A 19,412-nucleotide genomic window follows, 5' to 3' on the forward strand; every position below is an offset into this window, starting at 1 on the left:
AGAAGCCCCCCGGAGGCTGGCTCCGAAGGGCTTTCTTTTGTTCTTTGTATACAATATTCGCTATTTTCGTATCTTTTCCTGCACCAATCTGTCATTATTTACATCTCATCTTTTACATAACCTGCCAGATTGTATGCATGGTCAGATACACGCTCCAGATTGCTGATGATATCCAGGAATACCACACCGGCGGAAGCTTTGCACTCGCCTGCAGACAAACGCTCGATGTGCTTCTCGCGAAGCTCCTCCTCCTGGCTGTCAACATCGTCCTCATACTGGCTGACTTTCCGTACTGCCTCCATATTGCCATTCTGTCTTGCATCAATCGCATACTGGAAGGATTTTAATACGCTGTCGCTGATGGATTTTAAGTCTTCTGCACCAGTGCTGGAAAACTGAAGTCCGTGTTCTACCATATACTGTGCCTGTTCTGCCAGGTTTTCCGCATGGTCACCGATACGCTCGATATCGCTGACGCTGTAGAACAGGTTATTTACGACCTTCTTCTGTTTCTCAGTCAGGGAAAGATTGTCTACCTTGATCAGATACTCGGTCAGCATCTTTTCCATATTGTTGATGGTCTGCTCGGTCTTAAATACGGTTTCTACCTCATCTGAGTTCACGGTCAGAACGGCATCGATGGCACGGGTCACGTTTTCGTAGGTGATCTGTCCCATATGGACTACCTCAAGGGCTGCAGTCTCAACGGCAAAGGCCGGGGACTCGAAGATACGCTCGTCCAGATGTTTGAGGGTTGCAGCTGTTTCTGCATCCTCCACAACCGGCTCTTTCTCTTCTTTTTCCTTCACAACCATACCGGAAATCTTTACCAGAACGTCTGCAAATGGGAACAGCAGCGTGGTCATGGACAGGTTAAAGATCGTATGGAAGATGGAAATCTGCACCGCATTGATATTTGCTGCTGCAAAGGCCGGGCGCAGGCTGAAAAAGATAAAACCAATGGTTCCAAATACGATCGCACCGATCACGTTAAAGGTCAGGTGCATGACCGCTGCACGCTTAGCGGTACGGGAGCCGCCCATACTGGACAGCATTGCCGTTACGCAGGAGCCGATATTCTGGCCCAGCGTAATGTAGATTGCCGCATTGGTCGTTACGATCCCGTTCATGGCAAGGGTCTGTAAGATACCAACCGATGCAGAGGAGCTCTGCAGCAGTGCAGTAACCAGGGCACCGATCAGCATACCTAAAAGCGGATTTCCGCCCAGAACCTCAAATGCTTTCGCGAAGATCGGGGCATCGGTATAAGGATTGATAGAGCCTGACATAAAGTCCAGACCGATAAACAACAGTCCAAGACCGATCATGATCTCACCGACGGTCTTCTTCTTCTGGCTCTTTGAAAACACCAGGAACAACGCTCCGATTCCAATGATGGCCGGCGCATAAAAGCTCGGCTTCATGACTTCAAAGGCATCGCCTAACTGGCTCATGGATACGATCCATGCGGTGATGGTAGTACCGATGTTGGCACCCATAATCACACCCACTGCCTGTGACAGATTTAACACACCTGCACTTACAAAACCAACAACCATAACTGTTGTCGCACCGCTGGACTGGATGATTGCCGTGATCAATGCACCCAGAGCCACTGCCAGAAAGCGGTTATTGGTGAGCATTCCAAGGAAACTGCTCATCTTGCTTCCTGCTGTCTTCTGCATACCGTCTGCCATGATATTCATGCCATAAAGGAACATGCCAAGACCGCCAAGAAAGCCAAACCCGTTTGAAATGTCGCTGATTGACATACTCTCCTCCTCGTCTCGCGTACTTTTCTCTTTATTCTCTTCAGTCCGCAAACAATTCAATCATACCATACCACTACCTTCATTTCCAATCATTTTTAAAATTTAAATAAATTTTGGGTAAATAGTATGTAAAAATGCCTGCCACAGCATCTGTGACAGGCATTCTAAACGAAACATGGTAAAACAATTGTTAAAAAAGCAGTATGATCCGGGAAGAAGCCGCCATGGTTTGGTAAGCAGCTGCCGGTCACGCATGTGTGAACCATAATACCTAATGATCTGCAGCATACGCTGCTACAGCCGCCATAATTGACTGGTTGCTGTTCCAGACATTGCCAAATTCACTGACTGGCATCGGACAGGCTACGCCTCCCACTTCGATCGTAAGACTTGGGACCGGATTGTCTTTGATCTGGACATAATCCTTAAACCCGCCTTTTCCGCTGCTTGTATTCGTGCGGTATCCGGAAATCCCAGTTACCAGATCTGCCAGTGCTTTGGACTCTGCTGACACCTTATTTCCCTCAAAATCCCAATAAACCAGATTTCCCATGCTGTGGTAGCTGATGGTCAAAGACCAGCTTCTGGAGTTCACGAGATTTGCCAGTGCCTGGCTCTCCGGCTCGGAAAGCGCACTGGTTCCCTTATAGTTTGCATAGGAAGCGTGGGACGGTCCCGTGCTGATGGAATCCCACAAGGCCGGGAAATTCTGGTTTAAGTCCACACCGCGGCCATTGGCCTTCCATAAGCTCAAATACCGGTCAAAGGCCTGACTGGTCCGCCCATCTGCCGTATCCTGGGCATAGCACTGGTTCACAGTCTGACGCAGGTCGGAAGAGCGAAGCGCTGACACCCCAAACTGACTGATCGTAATTCCATCCGGATTCACCATCGGTACAATGTGGACAGCCACACCACCCAGAATGTCTGAGAGCTTGCGCCCCTGGTATGCTCCACTGTCATAAAAGGCAAGCAGATGCTCCGCCTGCTTCATGACCAGAAGCGGTGTCATGTATTCCCGCGCATGGATTCCTGCATGAATCAGCACATGCTTTGACGCATTGGGATTTCCAATGATCATCTCATAAAGGGTTCTTCCATCCAGGCTGGTGCCGATGGAATTCACCTGCATGTGGCTTCCATAACGCGATTTCAGGCTGTTGATGTCCTTTGTCATCTGGTCGTAGCTGTATTTGTCCACAACCTTGACGATAGGACTGGAAAGCTGTCCTGCAAAGGAAATATTTCCGGCTCCTACTACGGCAGGAACCGAAATACTGCTTCCCGGTCCGCTGCCCGGTCCTGCCTGACCGCTTCCTGCCGTGATCACTCCGGAGGTTACGACACCAGATCCGGTTGTCTGACTTCCAGATAATGCAGGTGTCGAACCGGATGTCTGGCCACCCGCAGTGACTGTCTGGGATGCATTGCTTTGTGCTTCTGATGCGGCCTGCACGGTTTCCTGTGCAGCAGGAGCCGCATTTCCTGCCCCGGTGCTTTCGCCGGGTGCTGATGTAAGTCCTGCCGGATCGGTCCCCATCGTCACCGGACCGTCCGCGTAAGTCATAAAAGCACTACTGGCCACCATAAAGGCAGCCAGAGCACCTGTAAAATATCTTTTACAGTTCATAGTTTAGTTTTCACTTTCCTTTTTTGCAAGGTCACCCGGCTTCATGCTGAGGCTGATCTTGCCCATCTTATCTACGTCAAGAACCTTAACGGTTACCATATCACCGATATTTACAACATCTTCCACTTTCTCTACACGCTTGTCGGAAAGTCTGGAGATGTGGATCATACCATCTTTTTTCGGCTTCAGCTCAACAAAAGCACCGAACGGCATAATGCGGACAACCTTACCGGTAATGACCTGGCCCGGCTCAATGTCAGTCACAATGCTCTTGATGATGCTCTTTGCTTTCTCGATCATCTCTTTGTCGGTACCGCAGATTGCTACGTTGCCTTCCTCGGAAATGTCGATCTTCACGCCGGTCTCCTCGATGATCTTGTTGATCACGCAGCCCTGCTTACCAACCACATCGCCGATCTTCTGCGGGTCGATGCTGATCTGGTCAATCTTCGGAGCATATTTGCCAACTTCTTTTCTCGGCTCAGAGATTGCCGGTTTCATGCAGGTATCCATGATGAAGAGTCTTGCCTCACGGCATCTTGCGATCGCACCCTCTACGATTGGTCTGGTCAGTCCGTGGATCTTGATATCCATCTGGATTGCAGTGATACCATCGGTGGTACCGGTTACCTTAAAGTCCATATCGCCGAAGAAATCCTCAAGGCCCTGGATATCAGTTAAAAGAACGAAATCGTCATCAGAATCACCAGTTACAAGACCACAGGAAATACCTGCTACCATCTTCTTGATCGGCACACCTGCTGCCATTAAGGACATACAGGAAGCACAGGTAGATGCCATGGAGGTAGAACCGTTGGACTCGAAGGTCTCGGATACGGTACGGATCGCATACGGGAACTCTTCCTCGGACGGCAGTACCGGAACCAGGGCACGCTCTGCCAGTGCGCCATGACCGATCTCACGGCGTCCCGGTCCTCTGGACGGCTTGGTCTCACCTACAGAGTAGGACGGGAAATTATAGTGATGCATATAGCGCTTGGATACTTCGTTCTCATCCAGGCCGTCTAACTTCTGCTGCTCAGACAGCGGAGCCAGGGTACATACGTTGCAGATCTGGGTCTGGCCACGGGTGAACATAGCGGAACCGTGTACACGCGGGATCAGGTCGACCTCTGCAGCCAGCGGACGGATCTGGGTGATCTCACGGCCATCCGGTCTCTTGTGGTCTTTTAAGATCATCTTGCGGACAGTCTTCTTCTGGTACTGGTAAACAGCCTCGCCAAGCACTGCAAGCCACTCCTCGTTGTCCGCAAATGCCTCCTCCAGCTTCTCGGTAATCTGGCGGATGTTCTCCTCACGGGTCTGCTTGTCATCGGTGAAGACAGCCTCTTCCATCTGCTCCGGAGTTACGATCTCCTTGATCGCTGCAAACAGCTCTTCCGGGATTGCACAGCTCTCGTAGCTGTGTTTTGCCTTGCCGCACTCTGCCACGATGGTGTCGATGAATTTGATGATCTCCTGGTTGATCTCATGAGCCTTGTAGATTGCTTCGATCATCTTTGCTTCCGGGATCTCGTTTGCACCAGCCTCGATCATGATGACCTTCTCACGGGTAGATGCTACGGTTAAGTTTAAGTCACCCTGCTTCCACTGCGCCTGGGACGGGTTGATGATGAACTCGCCATCGATCATGCCAACCTGGGTCATGGCACACGGACCGTCAAACGGGATATCGGAAATGCAGGTTGCGATTGCAGCGCCTAACATTGCAACTAACTCCGGACGGCACTCCGGATCTACGCTCATAACCATGTTGTTTAAGGTTACGTCGTTGCGGTAATCCTTCGGGAACAGTGGTCTCATCGGACGGTCGATAACACGGGAGGTCAGGATTGCATTCTCAGATGCTTTTCCCTCTCTCTTGTTGAAGCCTCCCGGGATCTTTCCTACGGAGTATAATTTTTCTTCATATTCTACGCTTAACGGGAAGAAATCGATACCGTCTCTCGGTTTATCGGATGCCGTAGCGGTAGATAATACGGTAGTGTCGCCATAATGCATAAATGCTGCGCCGTTTGCCTGCTTTGCAACTCTGTTGACGTCCACAGTCAGGGTTCTTCCGGCAAGTTCCATACTAAAACTTTTGTACATGGGTTGTCTCCTTTTCTCTTTCATTCTATATATTCACAGAAGGCTCCGAAACTACTGCTCTGTACGCAAACAGTTGTGTATACAGCAGCGGCTTCGGGATATACCTTCCAGAAAATATCACTTTTCACAAAGTACGGAAAAACAAAAGGGTGGAGATGACCTCTCCACCCTAACGTCCTAATTACTTTCTGATGCCTAACTTTTCAATCAGTGCACGATAGCCTTCCAGGTCGGTTTTCTTTAAGTAGTCAAGAAGACCACGTCTCTGACCTACCATCTTTAACAGACCACGTCTGGAATGATGATCCTTCTGATTGCTCTTTAAATGCTCAGTCAGCTCTGCGATTCTTGCAGTCAGGATTGCGATCTGAACCTCTGGTGAACCGGTATCTCCTGCTTTTCTGCCGTACTCAGCGATGATTGCTGCTTTCTTTTCCTTTGAAATCATGGTGATTTCCTCCTTAAAAATAATATACTCACCGTAAACCAGGTCATTGGTTGGAGTTATCCAAACGACTGGGTCCCGGCGCTAACTCATACCGGACTATAATATCATATCCGTTTTTCTGTGTCAACTCGTTTTTATAAATAGTTTCTGCGCCAGACCGCATGCGCAAACAGAACTATAAATAGTTCTGATGCACAACCAGAGCCAGCAGAATGCCAAGTGCTGCCCCGGCTACTACCTGAAGCGGTGTATGCCCGACAAATTCCTTCAGCCGCTTCTGGATCTCCTGGTTGTTTAAGTTAAACCAGTCCTGCTCCATGATCAGGTTTAACAGCTTTGCCTGTTTTCCTGTCTCCTGCCGTACACCGATGGCATCGTACATGACAACGGCCGCCAGTATAAAGCTGATCGCAAACTGAAAGGAATCCACCCCGTAGCAAAGTCCCGCCGCAGTCGTAAGACCACAGACGGTTGCTGAGTGGGAGCTTGGCATGCCGCCGGACCCTACCAGGCGTTCCGGTGTAAAGCTCTTATTTAAGCCAAAATCAATCAGTGTTTTTAAAACCTGGGCAACCGTCCAGCCCACAATAGCGCTGATGAGTACCTCGTTCCCCAGGAGTTTATCCCAAAATCCCATGTTGTAATCCTGCTTTCCTTTTCGTTCTGTTCCTGTTTTTCCTGTGCAGGCCAGACCTTTGGGATCAATAACCGATCAGCCAGTCGTAAAGCTCCTGGTATTTGCCCGCTGACTGCTGCCAGGAGAAATCTGCTGCCATGGCACGGTCAATGATCTTGTTCCATTCCCGCTTTTTATCGTAGTAAATATACTTTGCATAGCGGACGGTGTCAAGCATCTCGTGCGCATTATAATTTGAGAAGGAGAAACCGGTTCCGCGGCTCTCGTATTCATTGTACGGCTCTACGGTATCCTTCAGGCCGCCGGTCTCACGCACGATCGGCACCGTTCCGTATCGGAGCGCCATCAGCTGGCTTAAGCCGCACGGTTCAAAGAGTGACGGCATGAGTAATGCGTCACAGCCTGCATAGATCTTGTGTGACATCTCGTTGGAATAATAGATCTGTGCAGATACCCGGTCATGATATTTCCAGTCGTAATGACGGAACATATTCTCGTATTTTTCGTCGCCGGTTCCCAGTACGACAAACTGCATATCGTCGCTGCAGAGTTCGTCCATGACACACTGAACCAGGTCTAAGCCCTTCTGGTCTGTCAGTCTGGATACAATGCCGACCATGAATTTCTTTTCATCGACCGGAAGTCCAAGCTGTGCCTGCAGCTGCTTTTTATTCTTTCCTTTTTCCTTGCGGAAATTCTTCGCATTGTACGGCTGCGCGATGAGTTTGTCTGTCTCCGGGTTAAATTCATCGTAGTCGATACCGTTTACGATACCGCGCAGGTCACCTGAGCGGGCACGCATCAGGCCGTCAAGTCCTTCGCCGTAAAACGGCATCTTGATCTCCTCTGCATAAGTCTGGCTCACAGTGGTAATGGCATCTGCAAAAACAATGCCGCCCTTTAACATATTTCCGTCTTTGTATGCTTCCAGCTTATCCGGAGTAAAATAATAGTCCGGCAGCATGGAGAAGCGCTGGATCGTCTTGACATCCCAGACACCCTGGAACTTTAAGTTGTGGATCGTCATGACGGATTTCATGTTTGCGAAAAACTCCCCGCCGCGGAACCGGTCCTTTAAGTAAACCGGGATCAGTCCGGTCTGCCAGTCGTGGCAATGTACAACATCCGGCTTAAAGCCAATGACCGGGAGTGCAGACAAAGCCGCATTACAGAAGAAGGAAAACTTCTCCAGATCATACAGCCAGTCTCCATATGGCTTCGGACCGCCAAAGTAGGATTCATTGTCGATAAAGTAAAAGGTGATTCCATCATAGATATATTCCATGATTCCCACATAACGGCTCTGTCCCAGATAATCCATATAAAAATGGTCGATATAGGTCATTTCATTGCGCCATTTTTCCGGGATACACAAATATTTCGGTATCATGACCCTGACATCGAAATACTCCTTGTCAAAGCATTTTGGCAAAGAACCAACGACATCAGCAAGCCCTCCTGTCTTGATAAACGGAACTGCTTCTGATGCAACAAATAATATGTTCTTCATACGAACCCTCCTCTGCACCAGTCTGCCCCCAAGCGGACTGTCTTATCTATCAGTATACATGATTTACTCTGTTTTAGGAAGTAAAATCTTTATGAAACTTACGTGAAAATTCGTTTTTTTCATAAAACAGCCATTGGAAAGCAGCCTTTTCAAAAATCAGAGTGCACGTTTATAATCCAGGCGGATCTTATCTGTGATCAGCGCAATAAATTCGGAGTTCGTCGGTTTTCCTTTTCCGCTGTTTACCGTGTAGCCAAAGATGTCGTGGATCACCTCAAGCTGTCCGCGGCTCCATGCCACTTCAATCGCATGGCGGATTGCCCGTTCCACGCGGCTTGACGTAGTTCCATGCTTCTTGGCGATCGTCGGATATAAAACCTTGGTAACAGACACCAGCATATCCTCTTCTTCTACTGAGATCGTAATGGCATCCCGCAGATACTGGTAACCTTTGATATGGGCCGGGATCCCGATTTCGTGAAGAAGCTGCGTTACATCATCTTCCAGATTCTGCCGCAGGTACTCTCCTTTATTTAAATAGGATTCCACCGGTTTTTCGCGGACTGCCGATATCATTTTTGAGTGGAAACGCTCCTTTGCAACCAGACGGATCTTGTCGAGAAGAACCTCACGGTCAAACGGCTTCAATATGTAGTAACTGGCTCCATTCCGAAATGCCGCCGATGCCACAGTCTCATTTCCCGCTGCAGTCACCATAATGATGGAGGGCATATTTTTCCCACCCTTCGCCTCTCGTACCTTCTCTAATACGGTAATTCCATCCAGCTTCGGCATGATTACATCCAGAAGAACAATATCTGGTTCTTTCTCCATGATCATCTGATAGGCGTCTTCTCCATTGTCTGCTGTCCCAACCACCTGAAATCCATTCTCTGCTTCCAGGATGCTGCTCAGTAATTCCAGCATCAACGGGTTATCTTCTGCAATCGCAATCTTTAATTCTGCCATGATCCATTCCTCCTGTCCCCAAATCCGGCATATTTTATTTTATGACGGATAGTTACACAATTTGTATTATACTCGCCGTCTTTGCAAGGCAACAACCTGGTTTTAGCGCACAGTTCGACGCTTCCCGCATAATTCGACAAACGCTCAGCCAAAGCTTTTACAGTTGTTTCACCGTTTGTTTTCCAGAGCGGTCTTTGCACCAGTCCAAAAAGACTGCCTTACATGTTCAGCTTTCATACTTTATGACGAATGAATCCTGTCAGATATAACGCATTGTGAAGAATTTTTTTGTATTCTTTAAAATTTTCTCGTTATGTTATGTTGTTGTATTTTCTACCGATGAACAGCTTGCCCTCCCCCCGCAGCTTTGCCGCCTGCTACGCTTTTCAGCGTCCGCTCCAGCACGCCAATATCAAGAGGTTTGGATATATGCGCGTCCATGCCTGCGTTCAGGCAGTTCTGCACATCCTCGGAAAAAGCATTTGCTGTCATGGCGATGATGAGAATCCACGAGTTTCTGACCGTCGGGATAGAGCACGCAGGTAGCACCATTCATATCCAGCACCGCCTCCAGGATTTCTGCATTCAGGGCGTTATCCTCAGCACAGAGGAAGCCTTGATATATCAGAAAAACACTCAATGCAACATCATATCCTCCGCAAAAATCCCATACCCTCGGCTGGAATCCTGCACAAACACATGCGTTACCGCCCCGATGAGCTTTCCATCCTGCAAAATCGGGCTGCCGCTCATGCCCTGCACGATTCCCCCGGTAAGGCGTAAAAGCCGTTCATCCGTCACCTGGAATACCAGGCTCTTGTTTTCCCGCGCCGGGTTGTAATCGACCCGCTGGATTTCTATCTCATAATCGCAAGCACTTCCCGAAACATAGCTGCGAATCCAGGCCTTGCCTTTTTTCACATCCTGCCGGTGCCCCACCTCCACCGACTGCTGCAATACCTTCTGGCTAAATTTTTCGTCCACCGTTCCGAATATCCCGCAGTCTGTATTTTGATCCACACTTCCCAGCCTGGAACCAGGTCCATAGTAGATGACGCCAGCCATCACACCCGGATTTCCGGTACTTCCCTTCTCAATTCCCAGGATCTCTGTCTCATACAGCGCCCCGTTCTCAATCTCTACCACACGTCCGGTATCACTGTCACTGATCCCGTGTCCCAGTGCCCCAAAGCTTCCATCTTCCTTTAAGTACGTCATGGTGCCAATTCCCTGGGTATCGTCACGCACCCAGGCACCCAGCTTGCGGCTCCCATCCTCTGTCTTTACTGTATCCACAGACAGCTCCAGCTCCTTTCCGGCCCGCCGCACCAGCAAAAGTGCCTCACTTTCGCCCATACGGTTTAAGCTTGTGACCAGCGCTTCCTTGTCTGAGAGCGGTTGCCCGTTGATCGCCTCAATGTAGTCACCAGACTGCAAGATCCCATAGGCCGGCTCTGCCTCGTTTCCGTTTTCATCCGTCACTATTCCGGTCCCGACCACCATAACCCCACGGGATTTCAGGTAAATTCCCACCGGCATACCACAGGGAACTGCATAAGAGGCATCCTCCACATCCACGCTGATCTGTTTAAACGGGATCGCCCCGAACAGCTTCAGGCCCAGACGGAACTGACCTTCTTTTTTCGCATAGAGAGAAAACTCCTGGTCTGGCCGGATCCGGATCTCGTCCTGCGGAATACCGGAATCTCCCTTTAGTACGACCTCCTCACTCTCACTGAGTATGGTGGTATAAAAAGGCAGATCCAGCACTATGGATTCTTCTTCCCCCTCTGCAATGCTAAAATGCTCCGGGATCTGGTGCTCGGTATAGTACCAGCCATATCCCGCCGTAAAGACCAAGCTAGTCCAGAATATCACCGTAAGAATCCGGTAAAAGTAACTTCCTGTCCTGTGTGTTTTTCGCATCCCACATTCCTCCTGTCCGTTGTCTCACCTGCCGTCTGTTTCATTCCTGTACCATGGAACCTGATTCCCGATTTTCTATGAAACAAAGAAAAAAGGAGCCTTTTTTAAGCTCCTTTCTAGTATGTGTGCCGGATGTAAAAAACACACTGTCAGTTTTTAGTTGTAAATATCTTACCTGCGCTTTTTTGTCTGTTCGGCCAGTTTTTTCATCTCGCTGGCATTCTGAAGCACTGCTTCCGTGATCTGGGCGCCGCCAAGAAGTCTTGCAAGCTCCGTCACCGTATCCTTCTCATTCAGGCGCAGAATCCGTGTTTTTGTGCTCTCACCGTCTGTCGATTTTTTAATCTCAAAATGGCAGTCGGCCATGGATGCGATCTGCGGCAGATGGGTGATACAGATCACCTGGTGGTTTCTGGATATCACAGCCAGCTTTTCCGCAACCTTCTGTGCCGTGCGGCCGCTGATTCCGGTATCGATCTCATCGAAAATCAGGGTTGGAATGTCATCGCTGTCTGCCAGCACCGTCTTGATCGCCAGCATGATACGGGAAAGCTCACCACCGGATGCCACCTGTCCAAGGGAACGTTCCGGTTCGCCGGGGTTTGTGGAAATGACAAACTCTGCCTCATCAAAGCCATTTGCCGTGTAGTGCGGCAGGCGGCGAAATTCCATGGAAAAACGCACATCCAGAAAATTTAAGTCGATGAGTCCCTCGCGGATCTTTTCGGTCAGCTTCTTTGCTTCCTCCATGCGGACCTTTGACAGTTCCTCGCTCACCGCCTCCAGGCTTTCTTCTGCCTTTTGGTATTTCTGTTCCAGTCTGGCGCGGTACTCGTCAAAATGCTCCAGCTGCTCCAGACAGTTTTTCTTTTCTTCCAGGGATTTCTGGATCTTTTCTATGGTTTCCCCATATTTTGCCTGCAGTCCACGGATCAGGTCCAGCCGCTCCTGGGTTTTCTGAAACGATGCTTCATCAAAATCAAGCTGCTCTAAGTATTCCCCGATCGCATGGTGGGCATCCGACAACACAGCCTCCGCATCGTAAAGCTGGTCCTGTATTGCTTTTAATTCCGGATCAAATTCTGCCACCTCGCTGACCTCGTGCAGGGCATTTCCCACACCTTCCGAATCTACCGCACGGTATGCAGCTGAAAGATTTTCGATGATCCGCTTTGCGTTTGCATATTTTTTATAATTTGCCGCAAGAAGTTCCTCTTCCCCTTCTTTTAAACCGGCATTTTCAATTTCTTCAATCTCAAAACGCAGAAAATCGGCTTCTCTTCTGCGGCTCTCACTATCTGTATCAAGCTGCTCCAGTTCTCTCTTAAGACAGGTATATTCCCGATACAGGGATTCCGTCTGTAATTTCAGCTCAAGAACACGGGATTTTGCGTAGATATCAAGAATTTCCAGATGCTTTGACGCATGGAGCAAAGACTGATGCTCATGCTGTCCATGAATATCGATCAGAAGAGATGTGATCTGTTTTAACCTGGCCGCCGTAACCGTCTCATCGTTAATACGACTCATACTGCGGGATGGCATGATCTTGCGGCTGATGATCAGGATGCCGTTTTCATCGGGTACGACATCCAGCGCACGGAGCGCTTCTTCTTTTTGCGGATCCACCGAAAATACAAGCTCCACATAAGCATATTCCGCACCGCTCCGGATCATCTCTTTCGAAGCTTTCTGGCCAAGCGCCAGATTGACCGACCCGATCATGATGGACTTTCCTGCACCGGTCTCGCCGGTCAGGATATTTAAGCCATCTTCCAGTTCCACATCTGCCGCCTCGATCAGCGCCAGATTTTTTACATGCAGTTCCAAAAGCATTTCTGCACCTCCTTTTGCCTAACGGGCCAAGATCAGTTTTTTCAGTTTTTCCATCAGCAGAATGGTATCGTCCACGCTGCGCACTGCACACATGATGGTGTCATCTCCTGCGATGCAGCCCACGATCTCATGAAAGTGGATCTCATCCAGCGCTGCTGCAACCGCCATCGCCATGCCAGACACTGTCTTGATCACAAGGATATTCTGCGCCATATCCATGGAAACATATCCATCTTTTAAGATGCGGATATATTTGTCACTAAAAGCGGTCTGGTTCTGCATGACCATATAGCGCTGGCGTCCGTTTTCAGACTGTATCTTTGTCAGCTTCAGTTCCCGGATATCGCGGGAAACCGTTGCCTGCGTTACCTTATAGCCTTCCTGATTCAGACGCTCTGCCAGCTCCTCCTGGGTTTCAATCTCATATTTTCCGATCAGTTCCACAATTTTGCTGTGACGTTCCAGTTTCATTTATTACCTCCGTTAGATGCGGTCCATTTTCTGTCTGATATTTTCAAGGAATGATACATTTTTTAATTGGATCAGCGTTGTATACTGCGGTGCGCGGCAAATTTCCAGCCGTTCCCCGCAGTGGAGCGGAAATGCCTGATCCCCGTCAAATACAGCCGAGTACGACTTTCTTCCAGTCCAGTTTACCAGGCGGATGCTGACACGGTCCTCCGGGGAAAGCACGATGCTTCTCGCATTCAGGGAATGGGAGCAGATCGGGGTCAGAAGCATCAGCTCGGCCCCCGGCGCCACGATCGGTCCACCGGCTGACAGATTATACGCAGTAGAACCTGTAGGGGTTGCCGCAATGATTCCATCTGCCATATATTCGTTGAAAAATACTCCATTCACATAAACCTGGAAATGCAGTACCTGCAATACATCCTGCCTGGTCAGAACGATCTCATTTAAAGCAATGCCTTTGACTTTTTTTTCTGCCCCTACGACACTGCCTTCCAGCATCATGCGCTTTTCCAATGTAAAAGAATCTGTCAAAAGAGCATCCAGTACCGGATCGAGGGCTTCTTCCCTCGACACCTGGGTCAGGTAGCCAAGATGTCCCATATTAATTCCCATCATGGGAAGATCGAGACTGATCAGATCTCTGGATGCCTGGATCAGGGTACCATCTCCGCCAAGTGTGATCACACACTCCGTGTCAGACGGAACCTGATCCGCCCTTGTATATCCCCGGTTATGCGTGCAGTATGCACCGCGGCGGATCAGTTCTTTTTCTATTTTTTCCGCTGCATCCAAAGCTCCTGGTTTCGACGGATTCGCGATCAGATAAAAATGTTTCATAAACTCTCCTGTTATTTGTCCAGTTCTCCGTGAGCCGCATCGACAATGGCTTTTGCGTCGACCTGATACTCCGTGTAGGTTTGTCCATCTGTATGATTCTGAAGATAAAGCAGATATTCGATATTGCCCTCCGGCCCCTTGATTGGGGAATATTCCAGATTCAAAATTTCAAATCCAATGCTCACCGCAAATTCGATCACCTTCTCAATAACTTCCAGATGCGTGCTCTTTTCACGGACCACGCCCTTCTTTCCAACCTTCTCCCGCCCTGCTTCAAACTGTGGTTTGATCAGGCAGACGATCTGTCCGTCATCGGCAAGAAGCGCCTTCACCGGACCTAATACCTTCGTCAGGGAGATAAAGGAAACATCGATGGAAGAAAAGTTGAGCTTATCTGCGATATCTTCCGGAGTTACGTAACGGATGTTGGTCTTTTCCATGCATACGACCCGCGGATCGTTGCGGAGCTTCCAGTCTAACTGGCCGTGTCCTACATCGACCGCATAGACCTTCACTGCGCCATTTTGCAGCATGCAGTCGGTAAAGCCTCCCGTGGAAGAACCGACATCCATACAGATCTTATCTTTTAATTCCACGCCAAAATGCGTCATGGCCTTTTCCAGCTTCAGGCCGCCGCGGCTGACATATTTTAATGTTGCGCCGCGCACTTCGATGTTTGCAGTCTCCTCAAACATGGAGCCCGCCTTATCTTCCTTCTGTCCATCTACATAAACAATGCCCGACATGATAATGGCTTTCGCTTTTTCTCTGGAAGCGGCAAGACCTTTGTTCACGATCAGGATATCCAGTCTTTCTTTCATGTATCTTCCTCTTTCTGTTTCTATTTCTGATTTTCCTGCATTATTTCATGAGACTGCGCCTCAGACAACCTCTCATCCAGCGGTTTCCACGCGTTTCGCATCGTGCGGATCACAGAATCACTGTCAATGCCCAGCCCCTCGCGCAGGACTGACACATTGCCATGCTCCACATACGCATCCGGAAGTGCGATATTCAATACTTTAACCTGTGGGTAACGCTCCTGCACATAAGCCTTCACCTGCAGGCCATAACCGCCCTGAAGCACATTCTCCTCCAGTACCACAAGCAGCTCATGGTCTGCTGCCAGCCTGTCTGCCAGATCATAATCCACCGGCTTGATAAAACGGCCGTTGGCAAGTGTGCAGTTAAAACCTGCGTCTTTTAATTTTTCCCGCACATGCTCTGCCGTGCTGACCATGCTGCCGACTGCAAGCAGGGCAATGCGGCTGCCCTCGTAAAGCAGTTCCCCTTTTCCGTACTCAACCGGCTGATTGAAGTCTTTTAAGCCGCGGTAAGCCTGCCCACGCGGGTAGCGGATCGCGATCGGGCCATCGTAATGGCAGATTGCAAACTCCAGCTCCTGCCGAAGCTCCCACAAGTTTTTCGGAGCCATAATGCTCATATTCGGAATACAGCTTAAATAGGACAGGTCAAAAATGCCCTGATGGGTCTCCCCGTCACTCCCGACCAGTCCCGCCCGGTCTAATGCAAAGACCACCGGCAGGTTCTGGATACAGACATCGTGAAGCACCTGATCAAAGCCTCTCTGCAAAAAGGAGGAATACACGGCAACGACCGGTTTTAAGCCGGCTGCAGCCATACCCGCCGCAGAGGTTACCGCATGCTGTTCTGCAATTCCCACATCAAAGAAACGGTCCGGATACTGTTTGGAAAACGCTTTCAGACCGGTTCCATCCGGCATGGCTGCCGTAACCGCAACCAGTCGTTTTTCGGTTTCCGCAAGCTGACAGATTTCCTTGGAAAATACATCCGTGTACGTCGGATAAACCTTTTCCTTCAATGACTTTCCGGTTGCAATGTCAAACGGATCGATTCCATGGAACCGGGACGGATTCTTTTCTGCCGGTGCATACCCTTTTCCTTTTTTCGTCAGGACATGGACCAGCACCGCATGCTCCATTCTCCGGGCTTCCCGGAATGTTTTTACCATGGCTTTGATATCGTGCCCGTCCACAGGTCCCAGATACGTCACGCCCATATTTTCAAAGAGCATTCCCGGAATAACTAACTGCTTGATGCTGTCTTTGGTACGGCTGATCTGCTCTACCAGTCCGGCACCAACCACCGGAACTTTTAACAAGGTCTCCGATACATGGCGTTTCAGCGCATTATATCTGGTCCCGGAACGCAGACCGCTTAGATATTTTGACATGCCGCCCACATTTTCTGAGATGGACATGTTATTGTCGTTTAATACAATGATAAAATTCTTTTTCAGGTGAGCCGCATTGTTCAATGCCTCGTAAGCCATGCCACCGGTCAGGGCTCCATCGCCGATCACGGAAATGACTGCATAATTCTCTCCTAACAGATCCCGCCCCTGGGCGATGCCAAGACCTGCAGAAATGGATGTGGAGCTGTGTCCGGTATCAAACGAATCGTACGGGCTTTCCTTGCGTTTCGGAAACCCGCTCATTCCCCCGTACTGCCTCAGTTCATCAAACATTTCCCGGCGTCCGCTTAAGATCTTATGGGTATAGGACTGATGCCCCACATCCCAGATGACTTTATCCTTTGGCAGGTCAAATGCCAGATATAAAGCAATAGTCAGCTCCACCACACCCAGATTGGAGGCAAGGTGTCCGCCGGTCACACTGATCTTTTCGATCAGAAACTGCCGGATCTCTGCCGCCAGGGTCTTAAGCTCCTCCGTGTTTAATTTTTTCACGTCCCACGGACCTTCAATGTGTTCCAGAATCATGGTTTTTGCAACTCCCTGTTTCTTTCCTAAAGTAATTTGTAACTGCCTGATATCCCCCAGTTACAGTATTTACATATAGCTCTTATTTTTTCCGTTCCACCAGCATCGTGATCAGGTTTTCAAGGAACGGATTTTCACCTGGCAGCTGTTTTAGCAGCGTTACCGCACGGGCAGAGATCTCTGCCACGTCTTCTCTTGCCTTGTCCAGGCCAGCCAGCGTTACATACGTAGTTTTCTGGTTCTTTTCATCGCTTAAGACCGGTTTTCCGAGTTCTTCGCTGGTGCTTGTCACATCGAGGATATCATCCTGGATCTGGAATGCCAGACCGACAGCAGACGCAATCTCCTCTACGCGGCTGATCTCTTCTTCAGATGCACCGCCCAGAATAGCTCCGATCATCATGGAAGCCTCCAGGAGTGCCCCGGTCTTTAAACGGTAGATAAAGTCCAGCTTTTCCTGCGGGATTGGTTTTCCGGTCAGCTCCACATCGACTACCTGGCCGCCGATCATACCGTAGATGCCGGTTTTTTCTGCCAGAACGCCAATCGCCCTTGCGGCACGGTCCGGATGAGCAGTCATGGCAAAGGCTTTGGATGCTGTCTCAAACGCATAGATCATCAGCGCATCCCCGGCCAGCACAGCCATGTCATAGCCGAATTTTTTCCAGGTTGTCGGAAGTCCCCTGCGCAGCTCGTCATTGTCCATGCACGGAAGGTCATCATGGATCAAAGAGGAGGTGTGGATCATCTCCATGGCTGCCATAAAGGGCTCTACTGCCTTTTCCGTCCCGCCAAACAGACGGTAGGTCTCCTCCATGAGCATGGGACGAAGGCGCTTGCCGCCGGCCCGAACACTGTAATTCATGGCTTCAAAAATCGTCTTCTGATGCCCCTCTTCCTCCGGGAGATAGCTCTCTACAACTTTCTCTACCTCACCGGTCCTCTTTTTCAGTTCCTCATGCATCTCCATCTTCCTCAGTCCCTCCCTGCAGGATGATCATCTGTTTTTCTACTTTATCGATCTTGTCGTTGCAGGCCTTCACCAGCTTCATGCCTGCCTCATAGCAGGCAAAGGATTCCTCCAGCGTGCTGTCCGGTGCCTCCAGCTTTTCCACAAGCCCGTCCAGCTCTGCAAAGATCTGTTCTATTGATTGTTCCATGTCTGCTGCCTCTCCTTCTGCCGTTGCTGTTCCCATCTGTGTGCCCATCAACTGATTTTCCGTTTAGGAACTTCCTGCCTGCGCACAGTAACAATACCGGCCGTTTTTCATGTCTCCGGTGGGCATGTTTCCGGGATTTCATGTTCTTCTGTCTCCAGCACCCTTGCCCGGACCGTTCCATCCGAAATACGCAGGGTAATGGCTTCTCCCGGTGCCGTCTGGCGGACACTCTCTAAGCGTTTTCCCCTTTCATCGGTTACAAAGCCAAAGCCAGCGCTGATCCTTTCTAACGGGGACAGCCCGTGAAGACGACTTCCCAAAAGAGCCAGCCGGTGGCGTGACCCGGTTACCTTCTGTTCCATGACCTGCCTTAAGGCATCCTGGATATCTGCCAGACGCTGTCTCTGCTCCCGCAGTGTGCGCTCCGGATCATGGAGCAGAAGCTTTAGCCGGTACTGCTCCGCCCGGTAGCGGAAAAGCTCTGTTTTCCGTTCCATGGCCTGCCCGAGTGCCTCCTGGTAAGACAGCCGTGCCGCTTCAAACTGGCGGTAATCGAACACAGCCAGCTCTGCCGCTGCCGACGGGGTCGGTGCCCGCAGGTCTGCCACATAATCTGCAATGGTCACATCGGTCTCATGCCCCACTGCCGAGATGACTGGTGTCGCACAGTCAAAAATAGCCCTCGCCACAATTTCTTCGTTAAACGCCCACAGATCCTCGATGGAGCCGCCTCCGCGGCCCACGATCAGTACGTCCAGCCCCAGCTTATCTAATGCGCGGATGCCTCTGGCGATGGAAGCCGCAGCCCCTGCACCCTGCACCAGCGCCGGATATAAAACCAGCTGGGTATAAGGGTTTCTTCTGGCTGTGATATTCATGATATCCCGGATGGCTGCCCCGGTCGGTGCTGTTACCACGCCAACCCTTTTTGCATAATCCGGAATGGGCTGCTTATACTCCGGTGCAAACATGCCCATCTCCTCCAGCTCATCGCGCAGCTTTAAGAAGCGCTGGTATAAGTCACCGCGTCCCTCCTGCTCAATCTTTCTGGCATAAAGCTGGTATTTCCCGTCGCGCTCGTAGACCTCGACCGACCCGGTCACTACTACCTGGAGACCTTCCTGTAACTGAAAAGAGAGACCTTTCCTCTGGCCGGCAAACATCACTGCCGACAAAGTTCCGGTCCCGTCCTTCAGCGTAAAATAAATATGTCCTGATGTGTGATACTTGCAGTTTGAGACCTCGCCCCGCACCGTGATCCGGCTGAGGGCAAAGTCCTGGGCAAACATATTTTTGATGTAGGAATTCACCTGGGAAACAGAATAAACACTGGCCAT

The 19,412-nt window shown here is 50.0% G+C and carries 16 protein-coding genes; all 16 read right to left on the reverse strand.

The window, feature by feature from the left end; translation table 11 throughout:
* Nucleotides 1-98: 98 nt before the first annotated feature.
* Nucleotides 99-1,772, reverse strand: coding sequence for a Na/Pi cotransporter family protein (locus DW922_RS07140; protein WP_118726169.1), 1,674 nt, complete (start codon nt 1,770-1,772; stop codon nt 99-101).
* A gap of 271 nt (nt 1,773-2,043) precedes the next feature.
* Nucleotides 2,044-3,402, reverse strand: a complete 1,359-nt coding sequence (locus DW922_RS07145) for a M14 family zinc carboxypeptidase (protein WP_118726170.1) — start codon at nt 3,400-3,402, stop codon at nt 2,044-2,046.
* A 3-nt stretch (nt 3,403-3,405) separates the two neighbouring features.
* Entirely contained in the window at nt 3,406-5,514 is a 2,109-nt protein-coding gene (locus DW922_RS07150; RefSeq protein ID WP_118726171.1) for a polyribonucleotide nucleotidyltransferase, read from the reverse strand.
* 181 nt (nt 5,515-5,695) lie between these two features.
* Entirely contained in the window at nt 5,696-5,962 is a 267-nt protein-coding gene (gene rpsO, locus DW922_RS07155) for a 30S ribosomal protein S15 (protein ID WP_118530908.1), read from the reverse strand.
* A 175-nt stretch (nt 5,963-6,137) separates the two neighbouring features.
* Nucleotides 6,138-6,599 (reverse strand): divergent PAP2 family protein, encoded by a 462-nt coding sequence (locus tag DW922_RS07160; protein WP_118726172.1) that lies wholly within the window; start codon nt 6,597-6,599, stop codon nt 6,138-6,140.
* A 64-nt stretch (nt 6,600-6,663) separates the two neighbouring features.
* The gene (glgA, locus tag DW922_RS07165) at nt 6,664-8,109 is read right to left on the reverse strand and encodes a glycogen synthase GlgA (RefSeq protein ID WP_118726173.1); all 1,446 of its coding nucleotides are present in this window, start codon (nt 8,107-8,109) and stop codon (nt 6,664-6,666) included.
* A 156-nt stretch (nt 8,110-8,265) separates the two neighbouring features.
* Nucleotides 8,266-9,078 carry a sporulation transcription factor Spo0A gene (gene spo0A / locus DW922_RS07170; protein ID WP_118726174.1) on the reverse strand — a complete coding sequence of 271 codons (813 nt, stop codon included), beginning with the start codon at nt 9,076-9,078 and terminating at the stop codon, nt 8,266-8,268.
* 636 nt (nt 9,079-9,714) lie between these two features.
* Complete coding sequence (gene spoIVB / locus DW922_RS07180) at nt 9,715-11,004, reverse strand: SpoIVB peptidase (protein WP_118726175.1); 1,290 nt, start codon at nt 11,002-11,004, stop codon at nt 9,715-9,717.
* Nucleotides 11,005-11,175: 171 nt separating this feature from the next.
* Nucleotides 11,176-12,840, reverse strand: coding sequence for a DNA repair protein RecN (gene recN / locus DW922_RS07185; protein ID WP_118726176.1), 1,665 nt, complete (start codon nt 12,838-12,840; stop codon nt 11,176-11,178).
* 18 nt (nt 12,841-12,858) lie between these two features.
* On the reverse strand, nt 12,859-13,311 hold the full coding sequence (gene argR / locus DW922_RS07190) for an arginine repressor (RefSeq protein WP_118720198.1): 453 nt from the start codon (nt 13,309-13,311) through the stop codon (nt 12,859-12,861).
* Nucleotides 13,312-13,323: 12 nt separating this feature from the next.
* Complete coding sequence (locus DW922_RS07195) at nt 13,324-14,151, reverse strand: NAD(+)/NADH kinase (RefSeq protein ID WP_118720196.1); 828 nt, start codon at nt 14,149-14,151, stop codon at nt 13,324-13,326.
* Nucleotides 14,152-14,162: 11 nt separating this feature from the next.
* Entirely contained in the window at nt 14,163-14,972 is an 810-nt protein-coding gene (locus tag DW922_RS07200; protein WP_118726177.1) for a TlyA family RNA methyltransferase, read from the reverse strand.
* A 20-nt stretch (nt 14,973-14,992) separates the two neighbouring features.
* Nucleotides 14,993-16,915 (reverse strand): 1-deoxy-D-xylulose-5-phosphate synthase, encoded by a 1,923-nt coding sequence (gene dxs / locus DW922_RS07205; protein WP_118726178.1) that lies wholly within the window; start codon nt 16,913-16,915, stop codon nt 14,993-14,995.
* A gap of 82 nt (nt 16,916-16,997) precedes the next feature.
* Nucleotides 16,998-17,885: a polyprenyl synthetase family protein gene (locus tag DW922_RS07210; protein WP_118726179.1), complete on the reverse strand. Its 888-nt coding sequence runs from the start codon at nt 17,883-17,885 to the stop codon at nt 16,998-17,000.
* Nucleotides 17,872-18,123: an exodeoxyribonuclease VII small subunit gene (xseB, locus tag DW922_RS07215; RefSeq protein WP_243032105.1), complete on the reverse strand. Its 252-nt coding sequence runs from the start codon at nt 18,121-18,123 to the stop codon at nt 17,872-17,874. Before xseB ends, DW922_RS07210 begins: the two co-directional genes overlap by 14 nt.
* Before the next feature lie 59 nt (nt 18,124-18,182).
* Nucleotides 18,183-19,412 carry an exodeoxyribonuclease VII large subunit gene (gene xseA, locus DW922_RS07220; RefSeq protein ID WP_118726180.1) on the reverse strand — a complete coding sequence of 410 codons (1,230 nt, stop codon included), beginning with the start codon at nt 19,410-19,412 and terminating at the stop codon, nt 18,183-18,185.

This window comes from Clostridium sp. AM42-4 (assembly GCF_003480105.1).
Lineage (GTDB): Bacteria > Bacillota > Clostridia > Lachnospirales > Lachnospiraceae > Brotaphodocola.